Origin of the sequence: Pseudotabrizicola sediminis, from assembly GCF_004745575.1 — a bacterium.
Lineage (GTDB): Bacteria > Pseudomonadota > Alphaproteobacteria > Rhodobacterales > Rhodobacteraceae > Pseudotabrizicola > Pseudotabrizicola sediminis.
On the sequence record NZ_RPEM01000010.1, the window covers coordinates 1 to 17,191 of the forward strand.

At 64.2% G+C, this 17,191-nt stretch carries 15 protein-coding genes and 1 other RNA gene; 5 read left to right on the forward strand and 11 right to left on the reverse strand.

Going from position 1 to position 17,191, the window contains the following annotated elements:
* On the forward strand, positions 1-736 hold a 736-nt coding region (locus EEB11_RS14605; protein WP_135432547.1), incomplete at its 5' end, for a class I SAM-dependent methyltransferase.
* A 25-nt stretch (positions 737-761) separates the two neighbouring features.
* Complete coding sequence (gene gmd, locus EEB11_RS14610; RefSeq protein ID WP_135432549.1) at positions 762-1,886, forward strand: GDP-mannose 4,6-dehydratase; 1,125 nt, start codon at positions 762-764, stop codon at positions 1,884-1,886.
* A 24-nt stretch (positions 1,887-1,910) separates the two neighbouring features.
* Here gmd and EEB11_RS14615 read toward each other — a convergent pair whose 3' ends face one another.
* The 11 genes from EEB11_RS14615 to EEB11_RS14665 all read right to left on the reverse strand — a co-directional run bounded on the left by EEB11_RS14615 (position 1,911) and on the right by EEB11_RS14665 (position 12,871).
* Positions 1,911-2,837, reverse strand: coding sequence for a sulfotransferase family protein (locus tag EEB11_RS14615; protein ID WP_135432551.1), 927 nt, complete (start codon positions 2,835-2,837; stop codon positions 1,911-1,913).
* A complete protein-coding gene (locus EEB11_RS14620; RefSeq protein WP_135432553.1) occupies positions 2,834-3,958 on the reverse strand; it encodes a hypothetical protein in 1,125 nt (374 codons plus the stop codon). Before EEB11_RS14620 ends, EEB11_RS14615 begins: the two co-directional genes overlap by 4 nt.
* A gap of 150 nt (positions 3,959-4,108) precedes the next feature.
* Positions 4,109-5,242 carry a polysaccharide biosynthesis/export family protein gene (locus tag EEB11_RS14625; protein WP_135432555.1) on the reverse strand — a complete coding sequence of 378 codons (1,134 nt, stop codon included), beginning with the start codon at positions 5,240-5,242 and terminating at the stop codon, positions 4,109-4,111.
* Between the two features lie 196 nt (positions 5,243-5,438).
* On the reverse strand, positions 5,439-6,317 hold the full coding sequence (gene rfbA, locus EEB11_RS14630; protein WP_135432557.1) for a glucose-1-phosphate thymidylyltransferase RfbA: 879 nt from the start codon (positions 6,315-6,317) through the stop codon (positions 5,439-5,441).
* The gene (rfbD, locus tag EEB11_RS14635) at positions 6,314-7,168 is read right to left on the reverse strand and encodes a dTDP-4-dehydrorhamnose reductase (protein WP_135432559.1); all 855 of its coding nucleotides are present in this window, start codon (positions 7,166-7,168) and stop codon (positions 6,314-6,316) included. Before rfbD ends, rfbA begins: the two co-directional genes overlap by 4 nt.
* Positions 7,165-8,205, reverse strand: a complete 1,041-nt coding sequence (rfbB, locus tag EEB11_RS14640; RefSeq protein WP_135432561.1) for a dTDP-glucose 4,6-dehydratase — start codon at positions 8,203-8,205, stop codon at positions 7,165-7,167. The genes rfbD and rfbB overlap by 4 nt, the downstream gene beginning before the upstream one ends.
* A complete protein-coding gene (gene rfbC, locus EEB11_RS14645) occupies positions 8,202-8,768 on the reverse strand; it encodes a dTDP-4-dehydrorhamnose 3,5-epimerase (protein ID WP_135432563.1) in 567 nt (188 codons plus the stop codon). Before rfbC ends, rfbB begins: the two co-directional genes overlap by 4 nt.
* Positions 8,769-9,050: 282 nt before the next feature.
* Complete coding sequence (gene rimO / locus EEB11_RS14650) at positions 9,051-10,436, reverse strand: 30S ribosomal protein S12 methylthiotransferase RimO (protein WP_135432565.1); 1,386 nt, start codon at positions 10,434-10,436, stop codon at positions 9,051-9,053.
* Positions 10,437-10,600: 164 nt separating this feature from the next.
* A complete protein-coding gene (locus tag EEB11_RS14655) occupies positions 10,601-11,251 on the reverse strand; it encodes a DUF1194 domain-containing protein (RefSeq protein WP_135432567.1) in 651 nt (216 codons plus the stop codon).
* 71 nt (positions 11,252-11,322) lie between these two features.
* Positions 11,323-11,678: a transfer-messenger RNA gene (gene ssrA, locus EEB11_RS14660) on the reverse strand.
* 140 nt (positions 11,679-11,818) lie between these two features.
* On the reverse strand, positions 11,819-12,871 hold the full coding sequence (locus EEB11_RS14665) for an extracellular solute-binding protein (protein WP_135432569.1): 1,053 nt from the start codon (positions 12,869-12,871) through the stop codon (positions 11,819-11,821).
* Positions 12,872-13,181: 310 nt separating this feature from the next.
* Between EEB11_RS14665 and EEB11_RS14670 the strand changes: the two genes are divergently transcribed.
* The 3 genes from EEB11_RS14670 (at position 13,182) to EEB11_RS14680 (ending at position 17,139) form a co-directional block, all read left to right on the forward strand.
* Positions 13,182-14,156 carry an MDR family oxidoreductase gene (locus EEB11_RS14670; protein WP_435531113.1) on the forward strand — a complete coding sequence of 325 codons (975 nt, stop codon included), beginning with the start codon at positions 13,182-13,184 and terminating at the stop codon, positions 14,154-14,156.
* 173 nt (positions 14,157-14,329) lie between these two features.
* A complete protein-coding gene (locus EEB11_RS14675) occupies positions 14,330-15,556 on the forward strand; it encodes an aminotransferase class V-fold PLP-dependent enzyme (RefSeq protein ID WP_135432573.1) in 1,227 nt (408 codons plus the stop codon).
* A 170-nt stretch (positions 15,557-15,726) separates the two neighbouring features.
* Entirely contained in the window at positions 15,727-17,139 is a 1,413-nt protein-coding gene (locus EEB11_RS14680) for a cryptochrome/photolyase family protein (RefSeq protein WP_135432575.1), read from the forward strand.
* Positions 17,140-17,191: the final 52 nt, after the last annotated feature.

The window sequence follows — 17,191 nt, forward strand, 5'->3', positions numbered from 1 at the left end:
AATCACGCCGCAATCGCAAGATCAATGGGTCCTGACCCTAGACTCCTACGCAAATGACGGTTTCAAAAAGGTCGAAGGCTGGGTTGACGCCCGTCTTCTCCCGATCCTGAAACTGCTGCATCAAACGCAGACCGAAATGGCGGTGCAGGGTGGTGTGCTGGAAATTGGGGTGCATCACGGACGTTTCTTTCTGCCTTTGAATGCCATGGTGGAGCCGGCGGAGGGACCGTCCTTTGCGATCGATCTGTTTGAGGATCAGGCGCTGAACATCGACCGCAGCGGTCATGGCAGCAGCGGCAAGTTCGCGGAAAGCCTGCGCCTGTTTGACCGTCACGGTGGCGCGAATGTTCACACGATTGCCGGGGATTCCACCCGCCTGCGCCATGGCGACCCCACCCGGTTCCGCGCCACCCCGCCCAAGGTGATTTCGGTCGACGGCGGCCATACGGTGGAACACACCCTCAGCGACCTGCAGTTCGCCGAAGCCATCCTGCACGACAGGGGGGCGGTCTTTCTGGACGATATCCTGAACGCGCATTGGGTTGGCGTGTTCGAAGGTGCGGTGACCTATCTGCAGCGGCGGCCCACGCTCTGGCCCGTCTTCATTGGCTACAACAAACTGATCCTTGTGCCGATGTCGGTGCACGGCAGCTATCTGGCGTCGCTGCGCAAACACCTTCCCGGTGGCAAGCTGGTGGCCTTGTGCGGCTATTCCTTGCTGGCCCCTGCGGCCTGACCTGCAACCCAAGACGGGAAAGATCATGACCAAACGCGCGCTTATCACCGGTATCACGGGCCAGGACGGCTCGTATCTGGCCGAATTTCTGCTGGACAAAGGCTATGAGGTCCATGGCATCAAGCGGCGCGCGTCGCAGTTCAACACCCAGCGGATCGATCATATCTATCAGGACCCTCATCTCGATAACGCCCGGCTGCGCCTGCATTATGGCGATCTGTCAGACACGTCGAATCTGACCCGTATTCTGGCCGAGGTGCAGCCGGATGAGGTGTATAATCTGGGCGCGCAAAGCCATGTTGCCGTCAGCTTCGAGGCCCCGGAATACACCGCCGATGTCGATGCGACCGGCACCCTGCGTCTGCTGGAGGCGATCCGTTTTCTGGGCCTGGACCAGAAAACCCGGTTCTATCAGGCCTCGACCTCGGAGCTTTACGGGTTGGTGCAGGAAACCCCGCAGCGCGAAACGACGCCGTTCCACCCCCGCAGCCCCTATGCGGTGGCCAAGCTCTATGCCTACTGGATCACGGTGAATTACCGTGAGGCTTATGGCATGTTTGCCTGCAACGGCATTCTGTTCAACCACGAAAGCCCCCGCCGGGGAGAAACATTCGTGACCCGCAAGATCACCCGGGGGCTGGCCAACATCGCGCAGGGATTGGAGCACTGCCTGTTCATGGGCAACATCGACTCGCTGCGCGACTGGGGCCACGCCAAAGACTACGTCCGCATGCAGTGGATGATGCTGCAGCAAGACAGCGCCGAAGACTATGTGATTGCCACCGGCAAGCAATATTCCGTGCGCGATTTCATCACCTGGTCCGCCGCCGAACTTGGCCTGCGGCTCAGCTTTCAGGGTGAAGGTGTGGATGAAACCGCAACTGTGGTGGATGTTCAGGGCGACAAGGCCCCGGCGGTCCGCCCCGGCCATGTGGTGCTCCGCATCGACCCGCGCTACTTCCGCCCCGCCGAGGTTGAAACCCTGCTGGGTGATCCGACAAAGGCGCGGGAGAAGCTGGGCTGGACGCCCGAGATCACCGCGCAAGAGATGTGTGCTGAAATGGTCGCGCATGACCTGAACGCCGCCCGGCGTCACGCGCTGCTCAAGGCCCATGGCCACGACCTGCCGGTCAGCCGGGAAGACAGCTGAGCCAGAAATGAAAGCCTTTGTCGGCTAAGGATCGTAGCCAAGCTGCGCGCACAGCTGGGTATAGCGCGAGTCGCCGCGCTGCGCCTCGATCTGGGGGGGAACCGTACGCCGGGGGCGGGGGGCGATGCCGTTGCCTGACCGCCCGCTGTCGCCGCTGATTTGAATGGCGCCGTTCAGATCAATCGATAGGGGTTCAAAGGGCAGATCCAGATGATCACAGATCCGCGCCAACCCCGCCTGCGGATCAGCGACAAAATCTTCGTAGCGCAGCACCGGCAGGCTGGCATGCCGGGCCAGAAAGGTCAGATAGCGCAGGCTGTAGTTTTCCAGAGTGAAGGGCAAAAAATGCCGCCACCCCAGCGTGTCGAGCGAGACAAAACTGTCCAGCGGGTGGCGCACGGTAACCAAGGCCCTGAGCATGCCACACTGGGCCAGCATCTCCTGCACGGCGGGGCGCGAGGCCGGATCCACATCCGTGCAGAACTGCGAATGCGGATGGTCGCGCAGCACCACCCGCTGACCCCGCCGGGCCAGACCCGCAACGGTCGCCGCGATAGCCGCCTGAAACGCCGCAACAATCACGGCCTGGTCCACGCGGTGGTCAGCGCGCAGCAAGGGCAGCAGCACATCATTGGGCGCAAATTCGGTCTTTGAATACTTCGGACCCAGCTTGATCCGGCTGAGTGGGTCAATTTCGCTCATCAGCACCGTGTTGGGCAGCGCCGCCACGCAGCGTGACAGCAAGGTGCCCCCGGTGCAGGCAAAATGGTGGATGCTGCGGACGGATTCCGGGTCTGCAAATCCGTCACACATTGCCACGCATTGCGCCAGCAGGCTGGGCAGAGGCTCTGCCGCGTCACCGTGATCCCCGGGGCCGCGATACCCGGCCAGCAGGCCAAGCGCGTCGTCCAGATCGGCGGCAAGGCGGCGGGCGCTTGGGGGCGCGGTCATCGCTCCGGCCCCGGCTTGGTCTTGCGGCGCTTTTTGTCCTTTGGGGGACCGGGCAGCTTGGCGGGCTTTGCCTGCGCCACGTCCTTGCCGATTGGCTCCGCTGGCGCATCGTTCTCGCCAATGTGCAACGCGTGCAGATGCGCCGCCGCCTGTGCCAGTCTGGGGGTCAGCTTGCGTAACAGGTCTTCCTGCCGCTGACGCTCGCGCGTGCTGTGGTCCAGCTGCGTGCGCAGATCGCGCAGGTCAAGCGCTTGCATCGCCTGCATCCGCGCGGCAAGGGCCAGTTCCGCCAGAGACGCGTCGCGTTTGAGGATCGCGTCGGCTGCGGCGGTCTGCTGGGCGGCAAGGGACTGGCGTATCGCGTCGTGTTCGGCCCGAGTGGCGGCGAGCGACTGGTCAGCTGCATCCTTCGCCTCTTGGAGGGACCGGCTCTGGACCAGCAGCTCCGCCGCGCGCGCCTCTGCCCCGGCCTGCGCGGCCAGAGTGGTGGCGAGGGACGCTGACAGCTCATTCACCCGCGCCACCAGCGCAGTGATCTGTCTGGCCTTCAGATCGGGCTGAAAGCAGATCACGGGCCAATCCGGATCGGTTCTGTCATGTCCGGTCTGTTCATAGGATCGCGCCCGCAGCATCTGCTCGATCTCGGCCCGCCCCTTGGAACCTTTGAAAAATGCCGCCTCGCCGCAGTGCAGGGTGATCCGGGTGATCCGGTCCGGTCCAAGGCACTGCCAAAGCGCGTCCATAACCTCTGCCTCGGCACCCGGACAATTGACATGCACGGTGATATCGACACCGGTGGGCAGCAACGCGACCAGATCCTTTGGCCCCAGCCGCTGCACCGGCCTTCGCCCCGTCTCCTTCAGCCCCGGCAGCAGGTCAAGCAGGTCTGCCGTCGGGTCTGCAAGGCTTGCCAACCCAGGCATGTTGTACCGCAACACCTCACACTCCACTGTCACAGGGCCGGGAATCGCGGCGATATGGTGCAAACCGGGCGGCACCTGCGTCATGCTGTCAGATCCGGCCTCTGGCCCGTCCGGCGAAAACACCACGGTCTGCGGGCTAGGGTGCCCTGCCACCGGGCCCGTCGCAAGCGCGGCACCATCAAGGCAAATCATCAGCAAAGCAGGTTCTGGCAGCGGGGGCCCCTTGGCACAGCTTTGGCTTTCCGACATCGCACCCCCTACCATCACCTGCTGCTCACACCGCCAAACCGATGGTTGAACGCGGGGCAACCTTGGTGCGGCAATCCTTGCCCACGTGCGGGCCGCCGGTCAGTCCGAGGTCGCAACATTGCGCAACCCGAACGCACTGCCAAACAGCCCCATGATTGACGTCGCGGCCACCATCGGCGATTCCGTTACCAGAATTGTGTCCTTGGGGTTGATCTCGAACGCGCGTGCCGCGAACAGGCCCGCCGCGCTGGTTAGATCAATCGTGAACACCACCTGCGTCTTGCCCGGCCCAGACCCGTCCGCGCGCAGGTCTTTGGCCGCATAGTTGCGCAGAACCAGAATGCCCTTCGGGTCTGCCCGCGCATCTGCCAAACCGCCGACGCGCGACAAAGCTTCCATCGCGCTGACAGCCTCGCGGTCGAAATAGATGAGCTCTTCCCGCCCGGTTGCCCCCATGGCGGTGAAATAGCGGCGGTCTTCTTCGACAAACACCTTGTCGCCGCCCTTCAGCAGCACATTCTTTGACCCGTCCGAAAACAGGCTTTCCGCCCGGATCTCATAGGTCCGCCCGTCACGGATCAACCGCACCAGCGGATTGCGCAGGGTCGAGGCGATGCCCCCGGCCTGGGCGATCAGTGACAGGATCGTGGTGTTGCGGTCCATCAGCGGATAGGGCCCGGCACGGCCGACGCCGGTGACAATATCGACCGAGTTCAACCGACCCACATCCACCGTCAGTTGCACCTGCGCCGAGGGCACGGTGGGGGCCAGGGCGGTCTCAATCTCTTGCCGCACTTGCGACGGGGTTTTGCCGCGCACCATGATGTCGCCCACATAGGGCACGAACAGGGTTCCTTCGGGCGAGACCATCAGGTTGGGCAGCGCCACCGACCGCTCACCCGCGGTGGCGATCAGCGAATTGCTTTGCGGGTCCCAGATCACCAGCGAAATCCGGTCGCCAGGCGCGATCAGCGGGCTGTTCACGCCAGACGCGTTGGGCAGCCAGTGATACGATCCGGCCCAACCGGTCCGGGGCCACTGCGCCACCTGATCGACCGAAGCACGCGTGACCTCAACCACCTGAAATTCAGCGTTTTCGCTGGACTGGCCGCGCAACACCTTACTTTGCAGCGCGGCACCCCGGGGGGTGGAACAGCCTGCCAGAACGGACAGGAGCAGAAAGGCGACTGCCAGCCGAATAACGGGTCCGGCCAGTTTCTTTTGCTTGCCCATTCCTGTCACTTCTCAAGAACCATCTTCCTGTTGTCCTGACGGACGGAACAGCAAGATCCCCCCCTGTCCACCGGTGTTTCGTGATACGACAACCCACGCTGGCACATCCCCCACAAGGGACTGCGTGCAGCATAATGGTTAACAAATCGTTTCTAAGGCCCGCCAAACTTTAAGGAGCACGCGACCCGCCCAAGGCCTAGCCTTGCTGCGCAACCGTCAGCAAATACTTGCCGTAGTCGTTCTTGCGGAAGACTCCCGCCCGCCGCATCAGATCATCCGCCGTGATCCACCCCAGGACATAGGCAATTTCATCGGGGCAGCCAACCTGCAGCCCCTGTCGACCGGTCAGAGTGCGCACGAAATTGCCGGCATCCAGCAGGCTTTCATGCGTTCCGGTGTCCAGCCACGCATACCCGCGCCCCATCTGCTGCACCTGCAGACTGCCTTCGGTCAGGTAGACGGCCAACAGATCCACAATCTCCAGCTCTCCCCTTGGCGAAGGTTTGATCTGCCGGGCAAGTTCCGGCGCGCGGCCATCCAGGAAATACAGCCCCGTCACCGCGTAATTCGACGGCGGCACGGCAGGCTTTTCAATGATCTCCTTCACCGTTCCGTTGCTGTCAAAGGCCACCACGCCATAGCGTTCGGGGTCTGTGACGCGATAGCCGAAGACCGTGCCGCCGGTGTCGCAGCTGTCTGCAGCTTTCAACAGCTCCGGCAGACCATGACCAAAGAAGATGTTGTCACCCAGCACCATGGCCGAAGGCGCGCCGTCCAGAAACGCCTCGGCCAGCAGATAGGCCTGCGCCAGCCCGTCGGGCGTGGGCTGGACGATCCATTCAAACCGCAGGCCCCATTGCGACCCATCGCCCATCAGGCGTTTAAATTGCTCCTGATCTTCGGGGGTGGTGATAATCGCAATCTCGCGGATGCCGGCCAGCATAAGCGTCGACAGCGGATAATAGATCATCGGCTTGTCATAGACCGGCAACAGCTGCTTTGACACGCCCATGGTGATGGGCCACAGCCTTGTGCCCGATCCGCCTGCCAGAATGATCCCTTTGCGTTGTGTCATGCCAAAACCTTCAAATCTGTAAGAACATCACGCAGACCTGCCTGCCAGTCTGGCCGGGCAAGTCCGAAAGCGGTCAGGGTGGTGGTACAGTCCAGCCGTGAATTCAGCGGTCGCTGTGCCGGGGTGGGATAGTCGGCGGTGGGGATGTCCACCACATCGACCTTGCGCCCCGACAGGGCAAAGATGGCGCGGGCAAAATCGGCCCAGGTCGTGTCCTGCGCACCGGAAAAGTGGTAGCTGCCCGACAGCGCAGGATCAGTGCGCAGCCCATGCGCAATCGTCACGCAGGCCTGCGCAATCGCCGCTGCCGGGGTCGGGCCGCCCACCTGATCGCCCACCACCGTCAGCCGGTCGCGGGTATCAGGCAGGCGCAGCATGGTTTTCACGAAATTGGCCCCATCTGCCGAAAACACCCAACTGGTGCGCAGGATGCCATGCACCGCCCCGGTCGCGCGCAACAGCGCCTCGCCTTCGGCTTTGGTCCGGCCATAGGCCCCCAGTGGGGCGACCGGGTCGTCGGGCAGGAACGCGGCCGTGCCCGCACCGTCAAAGACATAATCGGTCGAGATCTGGACCAGCGGCACCTGCAGATCTGCACAGGCCCGGCCCATCGCCTCGGGGGCCAGCGCATTGACCGCCCGGGCCACCGATTCTTCGCTCTCGGCCTTGTCCACCGCCGTATAGGCAGCAGCATTGATCACCGCATCGGGGCGGGCTTGCGCAATCGCGCGGGCGCAGGTGGCAGGATCGGTCAGATCGGCGCGGTCGCGGCCCAGAAACGTGGCCTCCGGCACCAGCCGTGCCAACGCTTGCGCCACCTGTCCGGTTTGCCCGAAGACCAGCAGCTTCATGGCGCGGTCCCCAGTCGCTGCCCCACGCCCTGTCGGTCCAGCAGCGGCCGCCACCAGCTTTCGTTGTCCAGATACCACCGCACGGTGCGGCGCAAGCCTTCCTCGACCGTGACTGATGGTGACCATCCAAGCTCTTCGCGCATCCGGCTGGGGTCGATGGCATAGCGGGCGTCATGGCCGGGGCGGTCGGTCACAAAGCTGATCAGCCGGTCATGTGGCGCGCCAGCGGGGCGCATCTCATCGAGCAATTCGCAGATCGTGCGCACCAGTTCGATGTTGCGGCGCTCGTTTTCGCCGCCGATGGCATAGCTGCGCCCCGGCACGCCCTTTTCCAATGCGATCAGCAGGGCGGTCGCATGGTCTTCGACATAAAGCCAGTCGCGCACATTTTCGCCCTTGCCGTACACCGGGATCGGGCGGCCATGCAGCGCGTTCAGGATGACGACCGGGATCAGCTTTTCGGGAAAGTGGAAGGGCCCGTAATTGTTGGAACAATTGGTCAACACCACCGGCAGGCCATAGGTTTCGTGCCAGGCGCGCACCAGATGGTCGCTGGCCGCCTTGGACGCGGAATAGGGGCTGCGCGGGTCGTAGGGAGTGGACTCGTCGAACTGACCGGTGGGGCCAAGGCTGCCGAAGACCTCATCGGTTGAGATGTGGTGAAAGCGGAATGTGTCGGGACGACCCATGGCCTGCCAATGGGCGCGGGCGGCTTCCAGCATGTTGAAGGTGCCGGTGATATTGGTGTCGATGAAATCGCCCGGACCGTCGATTGACCGGTCGACATGGCTTTCGGCGGCCAGATGCATCACGGCATCGGGCGCATGGGTGCTGAAAATTCGGGTCAGCGCCGCCCGGTCGCGGATATCGGCCTGCTCAAACTGATACAGCGGCGAATTGCCAACCGATGCCACATTGTCCAGATTGGCCGCATAGGTCAGCGCATCCAGATTGACCACGTGATGCCCGCGCGCCACCGCCTGCCGCACCACGGCCGACCCGATGAACCCCGCGCCGCCGGTGATCAGAATTTTCATGCGTATGTTCCTGTAACAAAAGGAGAGTCGAACTCGGTAAAAGGCTGCGCCGCGCGGTCCTTGTCGGACAACACTGGCTGCGCGACCGGCAGGGGCCAGTCGATACCACAGCTGTCCCACAGCACCGCACCGTCGCAATCGGGCGCATAGCCGTCGGTGCATTTGTACTGCACCTCGGTATCGGCCACCAGCGTGACAAAGCCGTGCAGAAAGCCCCGTGGCACCAGAAGCTGGTGGCCGTTATCGGCGGTCAGTTCCGCCCCGGTCCACTGGCCATAGGTTGCTGATCCCTGCCGCACATCGACCGCCACATCAAAGATCGCGCCGCGCGTGCAGCGCACCAGCTTGTCCTGCGCCCGGGGCGGTTTTTGGTAATGCAGTCCGCGCAGGGTGCCCGGTTCGGCGGAAAACGAATGGTTGTCCTGCACAAAACCAAGGTCCAGCCCGGCTGCCGCCATCCGCTCGGCATTCCAGCTTTCGGTGAACCAGCCACGGGCATCGCCAAAGCGTCGGGGCGTCAGCAGCATGACCCCCGGCAATGAGGTGGGATTGACATCAAGCATGAAGAGTATTGCCTCGGTGGGTCATGGCCGCAGATCCCGGAATGCGGGCCGCTGCCTGGGTGCAGATTTGGCGGGGGCAAGGCCGCTTACGCCCGATATCAACATGGTCACTCATAGTGTGGGTCACTTTACCTGGTCAGACGTCGAAATCGTGAAGAATTGGCGAAAATATGCTGAAAATGCGGTGGATTGTGATTTTGGTGCCGGGAGTGATCAAAAAAGGGACAGGCGGTGGCGTCAAGACAGGCACAGCCGGACGCTTTGCCCGCTGCTGGCGGCGGGTCACCTCACCAACCGCCCCCAAAGATCATACTCCCCCGCCTCGTCAACCGTGACGGCGACAATGTCACCGGGGGCCAGACCTTCAAAGCCTTCGTCGATGAACAGGTTGCCGTCGATTTCCGGCGCATCGGCCATGGTGCGACACGTGGCACCGTCGGCGTCCACCTCATCGACGATCACCTGCAGGGTGCGACCCACCTTGGCGGCCAGTTTTGCTTCGGAAATGGCTTGCGCCTTTTCCATGAAGCGGTCCCAGCGATTCTGCTTTTCTTCGGCAGGCACGTGGTCCGGCAGGTCATTGCTACGGGCACCGGCGACGTTTTCGTATTGAAAACAACCCACACGGTCCAACTGCGCTTCGTCCAGCCAGTCCAGCAGGGTCTGGAATTCGGCTTCCGTCTCGCCAGGATAGCCGACGATGAAGGTGGACCGCAGGGTGATATCGGGGCAGGCGGCGCGCCAGGCTGCGATCTCGTCCAACGTTTTTGCCGCCGCCGCGGGCCGCGCCATGCGGCGCAGCACCTCCGGGTGGGCGTGCTGGAACGGGATGTCGAGATAAGGCAGGATCAACCCTTCGGCCATCAGCGGGATCAGGTCGCGCACATGCGGGTAGGGGTATACGTAATGCAGCCGCACCCAAGCCCCCAGCTTGCCCATCTCGCGCGCAAGGTCAGTGATATGCGCCCGCACCTCGCCACCCTTCCAGGGCGACAGATCATGCTTGCGGTCGACGCCATAGGCAGACGTGTCCTGGCTGATCACCAGCAGTTCGCGCACCCCGGCTTCGACCAGCTTTTCCGCCTCACGCAAAACCGCATGGGCCGGGCGGCTGACCAGACGGCCGCGCATGTCGGGGATGATGCAGAACTTGCACTTGTGGTTACAGCCCTCTGAAATCTTGAGATAACTGTAATGGCGTGGTGTCAGGCTGACACTGCGGGCGGGCAGCAGGTCGATGAACGGATCGGGGATCGGCGGCACCGCGCCGTGCACCGCGTCCAGCACCGCCTCATACTGATGAGGGCCGGTTACAGCCAGCACCTTCGGATGCGCGCCGGTGATGTATTCGGGTTCCGCGCCCAGACAGCCGGTAACGATCACCCGGCCGTTTTCGGCCAGCGCTTCGCCAATGGCATCAAGGCTTTCGGCCTTGGCACTGTCGAGAAACCCGCAGGTGTTGACGATCACCGCATCCGCGCCCTTGTAATCGGGGCTGATCGCGTAGCCTTCGGCGCGCAGCCGGGTCAGGATGCGTTCGGAATCGACCAGCGCCTTGGGGCAACCAAGGCTGACCATGCCGATGGTGGGCTGGCCGGGGCGGGGGGCCTCGGAGAACGTGGCGCGCGGGGCCAGATCGGGGCGAAGGTTGGGCGGGTTGTGCGACATAGCGCGGTCTATACCTTTGTTTTGCGCAGGCGGATAGGGGGGTAAGGCCCGCCTCAGGCGCCACCGCCCTCGGCGGGTCTTGGGGCATGGGTCTTTGGCCGGTGCGGCCTGTGGCAGGCTACAGAAGCGCTCCGCGCGGGGGACTTTGCGAAAGGTGCAAGGCTTTAGGATGCAGGCTTTTCCAATTCGCGCAGCAGCTTTTGCCGGATGGCCTGCGGATAGGCAGCCAGGCCGCGCGAGGTCAGCACAAAGCCGCCTTGGGTGATCACCCAGGTCTGGTAGAACCGGGTGATGGCGGTGGATTGGCCCACATCCTCGATCGCTATGGCATTGATCGCGACCCCGGCGGCACCGGCGCGGCTGCGGGCGGCGCGGGCGGTGTTGCCGCTGTTTTCCGGGCCGTCGCCCGAGATGTCGATGATTTTTCGTTTGCAATCTGGTACTTGCGTAAACAGCGACAGGCTTTCGTCAATCGCCTGACCCACCGCCGTATCGGATCCGGCGAAGGCGCGGGGGGTGGTGCGGATGTGGGTGGCGGCGTCGGCGATGTGCTGTGCCGACAGCATCCGTGTCCATGGCAGCACCACTGCCTGCTGGCCAAGGCCGGACCAGTGCAGAACGCTGAGCGCGACCTGTCCGGCCAGCAGCGCCTCGGCCACGGCGGGGTCTTGCAACGCGTCGGCGGTGCCGGTGGACTGGATGCGGTATTCGCCCGCGTCAATGGACCCGGAGACGTCGATGGCCAGCACCAGCGCCACGTCGCAGGCTGGGGCAGGGGCAGGCAGCAAAGAGAAGCAGAGGGCCAATGCACGCATCCGCAAAGCGTGGCGTGTGCCGCAGATTTGCGCAAGTCACGATGCGGCGACAGCGGGCAAGGCAATGAAAAGGTGCAGGTTTCTGTTGCCAGGTACCTGCGAACCCCGCCTTACGCGGCTAAGCGCAAGGGCTTAAGTTTCGATAGTTCCGACTGCTTACGCAGCCATCGCCATCGGAGCACGGTTGTCGTTTGCAACTGTACTTTTGGACCGATAACGGTGGTACCTCACCGAGTAAAAGCTGGCCTCTTTGAACGTTCGTCGATCCTATTTCGACCCCGAACCCCTGAAACGAACAGGTGGAATGGTGGAGTCGCCGGGTACCGCCCCCGGGTCCGAGCCGTCTATTACAGGTGCGTTTATCACCATAGTCCGGGTTGCCCCGCACAGGGCTAATATAGGCGGGGCGGGGGGCGGTCACAAGACGGTATCGGCAGGGTTTTCGGGTATGGCGCGCGTCTGATCGACGTATGGCTTACGTATGGCAAGCGTAGGGCCGCTTGTGCGCCCGGCAAAGCGACGCCCGGCCGGAGGGTCCGGCCGGGCGCGAAGGGCCAGAGGGCCGGATCAGAAGCCGGACTTGATCAGCTCGAACTCGTTGATCATCTTCTCACGGAAATCGGCCGACACCGGGGTTTGTGCCAGCAGGGTGGTGGTGACCGGATCGACGAAGGCCGCCTTCAGCGCGTCTTCGGGGATGGTCTTCATCGCTTCGGTGTTGGAATGGGCGTAGCCCAGTTCGTCCAGCAGGGCCTGCGCCGAGCCATGCGCCAGCAGCGAGTTGATGAAGTCATAGGCCTTGTCTTCCGAACCGGGCTGATTGGCCATGTTCACAAAACCGCAGAACCATGTCGCCACGCCCTCGGCGGGGCTGCGTTCGAACCCGATGGGGAAGCCTTCGGCCGACAGCAGGGCGACGCCGTCATTCCACGACCATGCCACCAGCACTTCGCCCGTCGCCATCAGCTGCGACATCTCGGACGGGTCGGACCAATAGGCGCGCACGTTCTTGTGCGCCTCGCGCAGCCAGTCGGCGGCGGCGGTGAACTGCTCGTCGGTCACATTGTCCCAGTCTGTCACGCCGGTCGCCAGAAAGGCCAGCGACCAGACATCATCCGAGCTGTCGGGCAGCGAGATGCGGCCAGCATATTTCGGATCGGTGAACACGTTCAGCGTGGCCACATCGGTGGCAGGCACTTGCTCGGTGTTGTAGGCGGTGGCGGTGTAGGCGTAATCGGTCGGGATGAACCAGACGCCTTCGGCATCCTGAATCAGCTCGGACTCGAGCAACTGAGGTGCCAGATTGGCGAATTCCGGAATTCGCGAGACATCCCATGGTTCGATCAGACCGGCATCGCGGTAGCGCGGCAAGGACGCGACGCAAGGGTGTGCCATATCGGCACGGAAGCCGGACGACACTTTCTGAAACGCCTCATCATCATCGCCGAAAAAGCTGTAGGTCGGTTTTTGCCCATGTTTGGCGACGTAATCGGTCAGCACACCGTCAATTTCCCAGCCGGCCCAGTCAAACACCAGCAGCTCCGGGTCGGCGGCACGGGCGGCGGAGGACAGGGCGAGGACGGAAGCGGCACAGGCGAGCAGAAGTTTCTTGTGGTTCATTGCAGTTCCTCTGTTTTGGATATGGCCCGCGCATCCCCGCGCCACGGACCTTGGGGTGAGAGTTAATAAACGTTTTCGCCACTCACAAGCGCAGATCGGGCACAAGCGCAGATCGGGCCCACGCGAAGCCCCGTGCGTCAACACAATGTGAGAGCGGCAGGGTCATGCGGCAAGGGACAGGCCGCCCCACCACCCGGGTGGGCTTGACCTTCGCCCGCGTCTGTTGCCTGCTTGAGGGCAGACCGGCGGCGCAGTGGCGCAGTCTTGGGCACGACAGAAAAGCAGGGAGAGAGTCATGCGGGCAGTTCTGATGGAAAAGGGCGAAGACGGGCAGGCAGTGGCACGGCTTGCCGAGCTGCCTGATGATGCGCTGCCTGCGGGCGATGTGACGGTGCGGGTGGAATATTCGACGCTGAACTACAAGGACGGGCTGTGCCTGTCTGCCACGGGCGGCGGTCTGGTGCGGACCTATCCGCATGTACCGGGAATCGACTTTGCCGGGGTGGTCGAGGCGTCGGATGATGCGCGCTATGCCCCCGGTGACAGGGTGGTGCTGACCGGCTGGCGCGTGGGCGAGGCGCATTGGGGCGGCTTTGCCACACGCGCCCGGGTCAAGGCCGACTGGCTGGTGCCCCTGCCCGAGGGGTTGAGCACCCGGCAGGCGATGGCGGTGGGCACGGCCGGTTTCACGGCCATGCTGGCCGTGATGGCGCTGGAGGAACACGGGCTGGTGCCTGAGGCTGGCGAGGTGCTGGTGACCGGGGCCGCCGGGGGGGTTGGGTCGGTCGCGGTGGCTGTGCTGGCGCGGCTGGGATATTCGGTGGCGGCCGTGACGGGGCGGCCCGAGACGGAGCCCTATTTGCGCGATCTGGGGGCCAGCCGCCTTGTGCCCCGCGCCGATCTGGCCGAGGCGATCAAGCGCCCGATGGAATCGGAGGTCTGGGCGGGGTGTGTCGATGCGGTGGGCGGGCAGATGCTTGCGCGCGTGCTGGGGCAGCTGAAGGCGGGCGGATCGGTGGCGGCGGTGGGCAATGCGGGTGGGTTGGTGGTGCCGGCCAATATCATCCCCTTCCTGCTGCGTGGGATCAACCTGTTGGGGATCAATTCGGTGACCGTGCCCTATGCCCGCCGGGTGCAGGCCTGGGACCGGATCGGCGCCGACCTGCCGATGGAAAAGCTCGACGCGATGATCCGGCCTGCCACGCTGGCGCAGGTGCCCGAACTGGGGGCGGCGATCCTGCGCGGCGAGGTGCAGGGGCGGGTTGTGGTGGATGTGCAGGGCTAGGGCGCCCGGCAGAGCACAGGCGGCGCCGTCGCAGGGGGGCCAGCCCCCCGTCGCTTCGCGCCTCCCCCCGGGATATTTGGGAACAGATGAAATCAGAGGCGGGACGGGCGGGGGCGGCTTGTCTTTCCGTCCTGACCCCGTCAACCATGGCGCAAGCTTAGCGGAGGGGCAGCATGGCGCTTGATCTTGAGTTTGTTCGGTCGCAGTTTCCGGCCTTTGACAGCCCGGTGCTGTCGACCCATGCGTTTTTTGAAAACGCCGGGGGCAGCTATCCGTGCCGTCAGGTCATCGACCGGCTGACGCGGTTCTACACCCATCGCAAGGTGCAGCCCTATGCGCCCTATCCGGCATCGGAGCTGGCGGGGGAGGAGATGGACGAGGCGCGCAGGCGTCTGGCCGCGATGATGAACGTGGCGGGGCCGGAGGTGTCGTTCGGGCCGTCGACCAGCGCCAATACCTATGTGCTGGCGCAGGCGGTGCGGGGCTGGCTGAAGGGCAAGACCGCGGCGATTGTGGTGACCAATCAGGACCATGAGGCCAATTCCGGCGTCTGGCGGCGGTTGGCCGACGACGGGATCGAGGTGCGCGAATGGCAGATCGACCCGCAGACCGGCAGCCTTGATCCGGCGGATCTGGCGCGGCTGCTGGACGATGGCCGGGTGCGGCTGGTGGCGTTTCCGCATTGTTCCAACGTGGTGGCCGAGATCAACGATGTGGCAATGATTGCCGCCATGGCGCGGGCGGCGGGGGCGCGCACGGTGGTGGACGGGGTCAGCTATGCGCCGCATGGCTTTCCTGATGTGGCGGCCCTGGGCTGCGACGCGTATCTCTTTTCCGCCTACAAGACCTTTGGCCCGCATCAGGGCATCATGGTCTTGCGGCAGGAGTTCGGGATGGAGTTGCCTGGGCAGGCGCATTTCTTCAACCAGGCGGTGCTGTACAAGCGCCACACCCCGGCGGGGCCCGACCATGCGCAGATCGCGGCCTGTGCCGGGATGGCGGATTATGTCGATGCCTTTGCCGCCGCGCATGGCATTTCCGGTGATGCGGCGGCGCGGGGCCGGGGGGTGCACGATATGATGCGCGCGGCCGAGGTGGCGGTGATTGCGCCCTTGCTGGACTATCTGGCCGGGCGCAATGATCTGCGGCTGATCGGGCCGCGCCACGCCGGCGCGCGTGCGCCCACCGTGGCGGTGGCGCTGGACCGGCCTGCGCTGCCGGTGGCCGAGGCGCTGGGCCGCGATGGGATCGCCTGCGGGGGTGGCGATTTCTATGCCGTCCGCCCCTTGGCCGCTTTGGGGGTGGACGGGGCGAAGGGGGTGTTGCGGATGAGTGCGGCGCATTACACCAGCGCAGACGAGGTGGCCCGGCTGATCGCGGCGCTGGACCGGGCGCTGTAGCCGCGCGCAGGACGCGCGCCCGGTTCCGGCACAATTATCCATTGCCGGAACCGGTTTGCCCGCTACCTTTTGCTAATCCGCCGCATTTTGTTAATATTCAGACAGGCGGATGATCCGAAAGCGGATCTTCGCCGTAGTCGTAAGACGGAACCAGAAAGCGCGCCCGAGTTATGACTGATGCCCCCCTGATCCTCTGGCTGCGCCGGGACTTGCGTCTGATGGATTCCCCCCTGCTGACCGAAGCGGTGCGGAGCGGTCGTCCGCTGATCCCGCTGGTCATTCTGGACCCGGAGACCGAGGCCTTGGGCGCGGCGCCGAAATGGCGGCTGGGGCTGGGGTTTGCCGAATTTGCCAAGGCGCTGGGCGATATCGGATCGCGCCTGACCTTCCGGCGCGGCCCGGCGCTGGAGGTGTTGCAGGGGCTGATCGCCGAGACCGGGGCGCAGGGGGTCTGGTGGCACCGGTTGTATGACCCGGCGTCCGTGGCACGCGATACCGGCGTCAAGGCAACCCTGAAGGGGCAGGGCATCGACGCGCGCAGCTTTGCCGGGCATCTGCTGTTCGAGCCCTGGGAGGTGGAGACCGGCACGGGTGGCTTTTACAAGGTCTACACCCCGTTCTGGAAAGCCGTGCGGAACCGGCCTGTGCCTGCGCCCTTGCCTGCACCACAGGCCTTGCCTGCGCCCGCAGACTGGCCTGACAGTGACGATCTGGACGCTTGGCAGATGGGGGCTGCGATGCGGCGCGGGGCCGGTGTGGTGGGCTATCACCTGCAGGTGGGCGAGGCGATGGCGCAGGAGCGGCTGGATTTCTTTGTCGCCAACCGGCTTGACACTTACGCCACCGACCGCGATCTGCCGGCGACCGACGGCACCTCGGGCCTGTCGGAAAACCTGACCTATGGCGAGATCAGCCCGGCCCGGATCTGGGCGGCCGGGTGGCGGGCGATGCAGGGCGGGGCGCGGGGGGCGGAGACGTTTCTGAAAGAACTGGTCTGGCGCGAATTCGCCTATCACCTGATGCACCACACCCCGCACATCACCCATGCCAACTGGAAGCCCGAATGGGATGCCTTCCCGTGGCGCGAGGACAACAAGGATGCCGAATATTGGCGGCGCGGCCTGACCGGCGAGCCGTTTGTCGATGCCGCGATGCGTGAGATGTATGTGACCGGCCGCATGCACAACCGCGCCCGGATGATTGTGGCAAGCTACCTGACCAAGCATCTGATGACGCATTGGAAAGTGGGGCTTGACTGGTTCGCCGACTGCCTGATCGACTGGGACCCGGCCTCGAACGCGATGGGGTGGCAATGGGCGTCCGGCTCGGGCCCGGATTCGGCGCCGTTCTTTCGCATCTTCAACCCGGCGACGCAGGTGGAAAAATTCGACCCCAAGGCCGATTACCGCCACCGGTTCATTGCCGAAATCGCGCGCGATCCAAGCCCGATGGCGCTGTCTTACTTTGACGCGGTGCCGCAGGCGTGGCGGCTTGACCCCAAACGCCCCTATCCTGAACCGCTGGTCGATCTGGGCGAAGGGCGCAAACGCGCCCTTGCGGCATATGGGGCGCGAAACTCTTGAGCGCCTGGCCCGTATCTGAAACTGTACACAAAAGAAGACAATTCCCCGGGGA

Bases quoted from the DNA above. Each gene is read 5' to 3' on its own strand.
- gmd (WP_135432549.1), top strand. From the start codon at position 762: ATGACCAAACGCGCGCTTATCACCGGTATCACGGGCCAGGACGGCTCG.
- EEB11_RS14615 (WP_135432551.1), bottom strand. From the start codon at position 2,837: ATGACCGCGCCCCCAAGCGCCCGCCGCCTTGCCGCCGATCTGGACGAC.
- EEB11_RS14625 (WP_135432555.1), bottom strand. From the start codon at position 5,242: ATGGGCAAGCAAAAGAAACTGGCCGGACCCGTTATTCGGCTGGCAGTC.
- rfbA (WP_135432557.1), bottom strand. From the start codon at position 6,317: ATGACACAACGCAAAGGGATCATTCTGGCAGGCGGATCGGGCACAAGG.
- rfbD (WP_135432559.1), bottom strand. From the start codon at position 7,168: ATGAAGCTGCTGGTCTTCGGGCAAACCGGACAGGTGGCGCAAGCGTTG.
- rfbB (WP_135432561.1), bottom strand. From the start codon at position 8,205: ATGAAAATTCTGATCACCGGCGGCGCGGGGTTCATCGGGTCGGCCGTG.
- rfbC (WP_135432563.1), bottom strand. From the start codon at position 8,768: ATGCTTGATGTCAATCCCACCTCATTGCCGGGGGTCATGCTGCTGACG.
- rimO (WP_135432565.1), bottom strand. From the start codon at position 10,436: ATGTCGCACAACCCGCCCAACCTTCGCCCCGATCTGGCCCCGCGCGCC.
- EEB11_RS14655 (WP_135432567.1), bottom strand. From the start codon at position 11,251: ATGCGTGCATTGGCCCTCTGCTTCTCTTTGCTGCCTGCCCCTGCCCCA.
- EEB11_RS14665 (WP_135432569.1), bottom strand. From the start codon at position 12,871: ATGAACCACAAGAAACTTCTGCTCGCCTGTGCCGCTTCCGTCCTCGCC.
- EEB11_RS14670 (WP_435531113.1), top strand. From the start codon at position 13,182: ATGGAAAAGGGCGAAGACGGGCAGGCAGTGGCACGGCTTGCCGAGCTG.
- EEB11_RS14675 (WP_135432573.1), top strand. From the start codon at position 14,330: ATGGCGCTTGATCTTGAGTTTGTTCGGTCGCAGTTTCCGGCCTTTGAC.
- EEB11_RS14680 (WP_135432575.1), top strand. From the start codon at position 15,727: ATGACTGATGCCCCCCTGATCCTCTGGCTGCGCCGGGACTTGCGTCTG.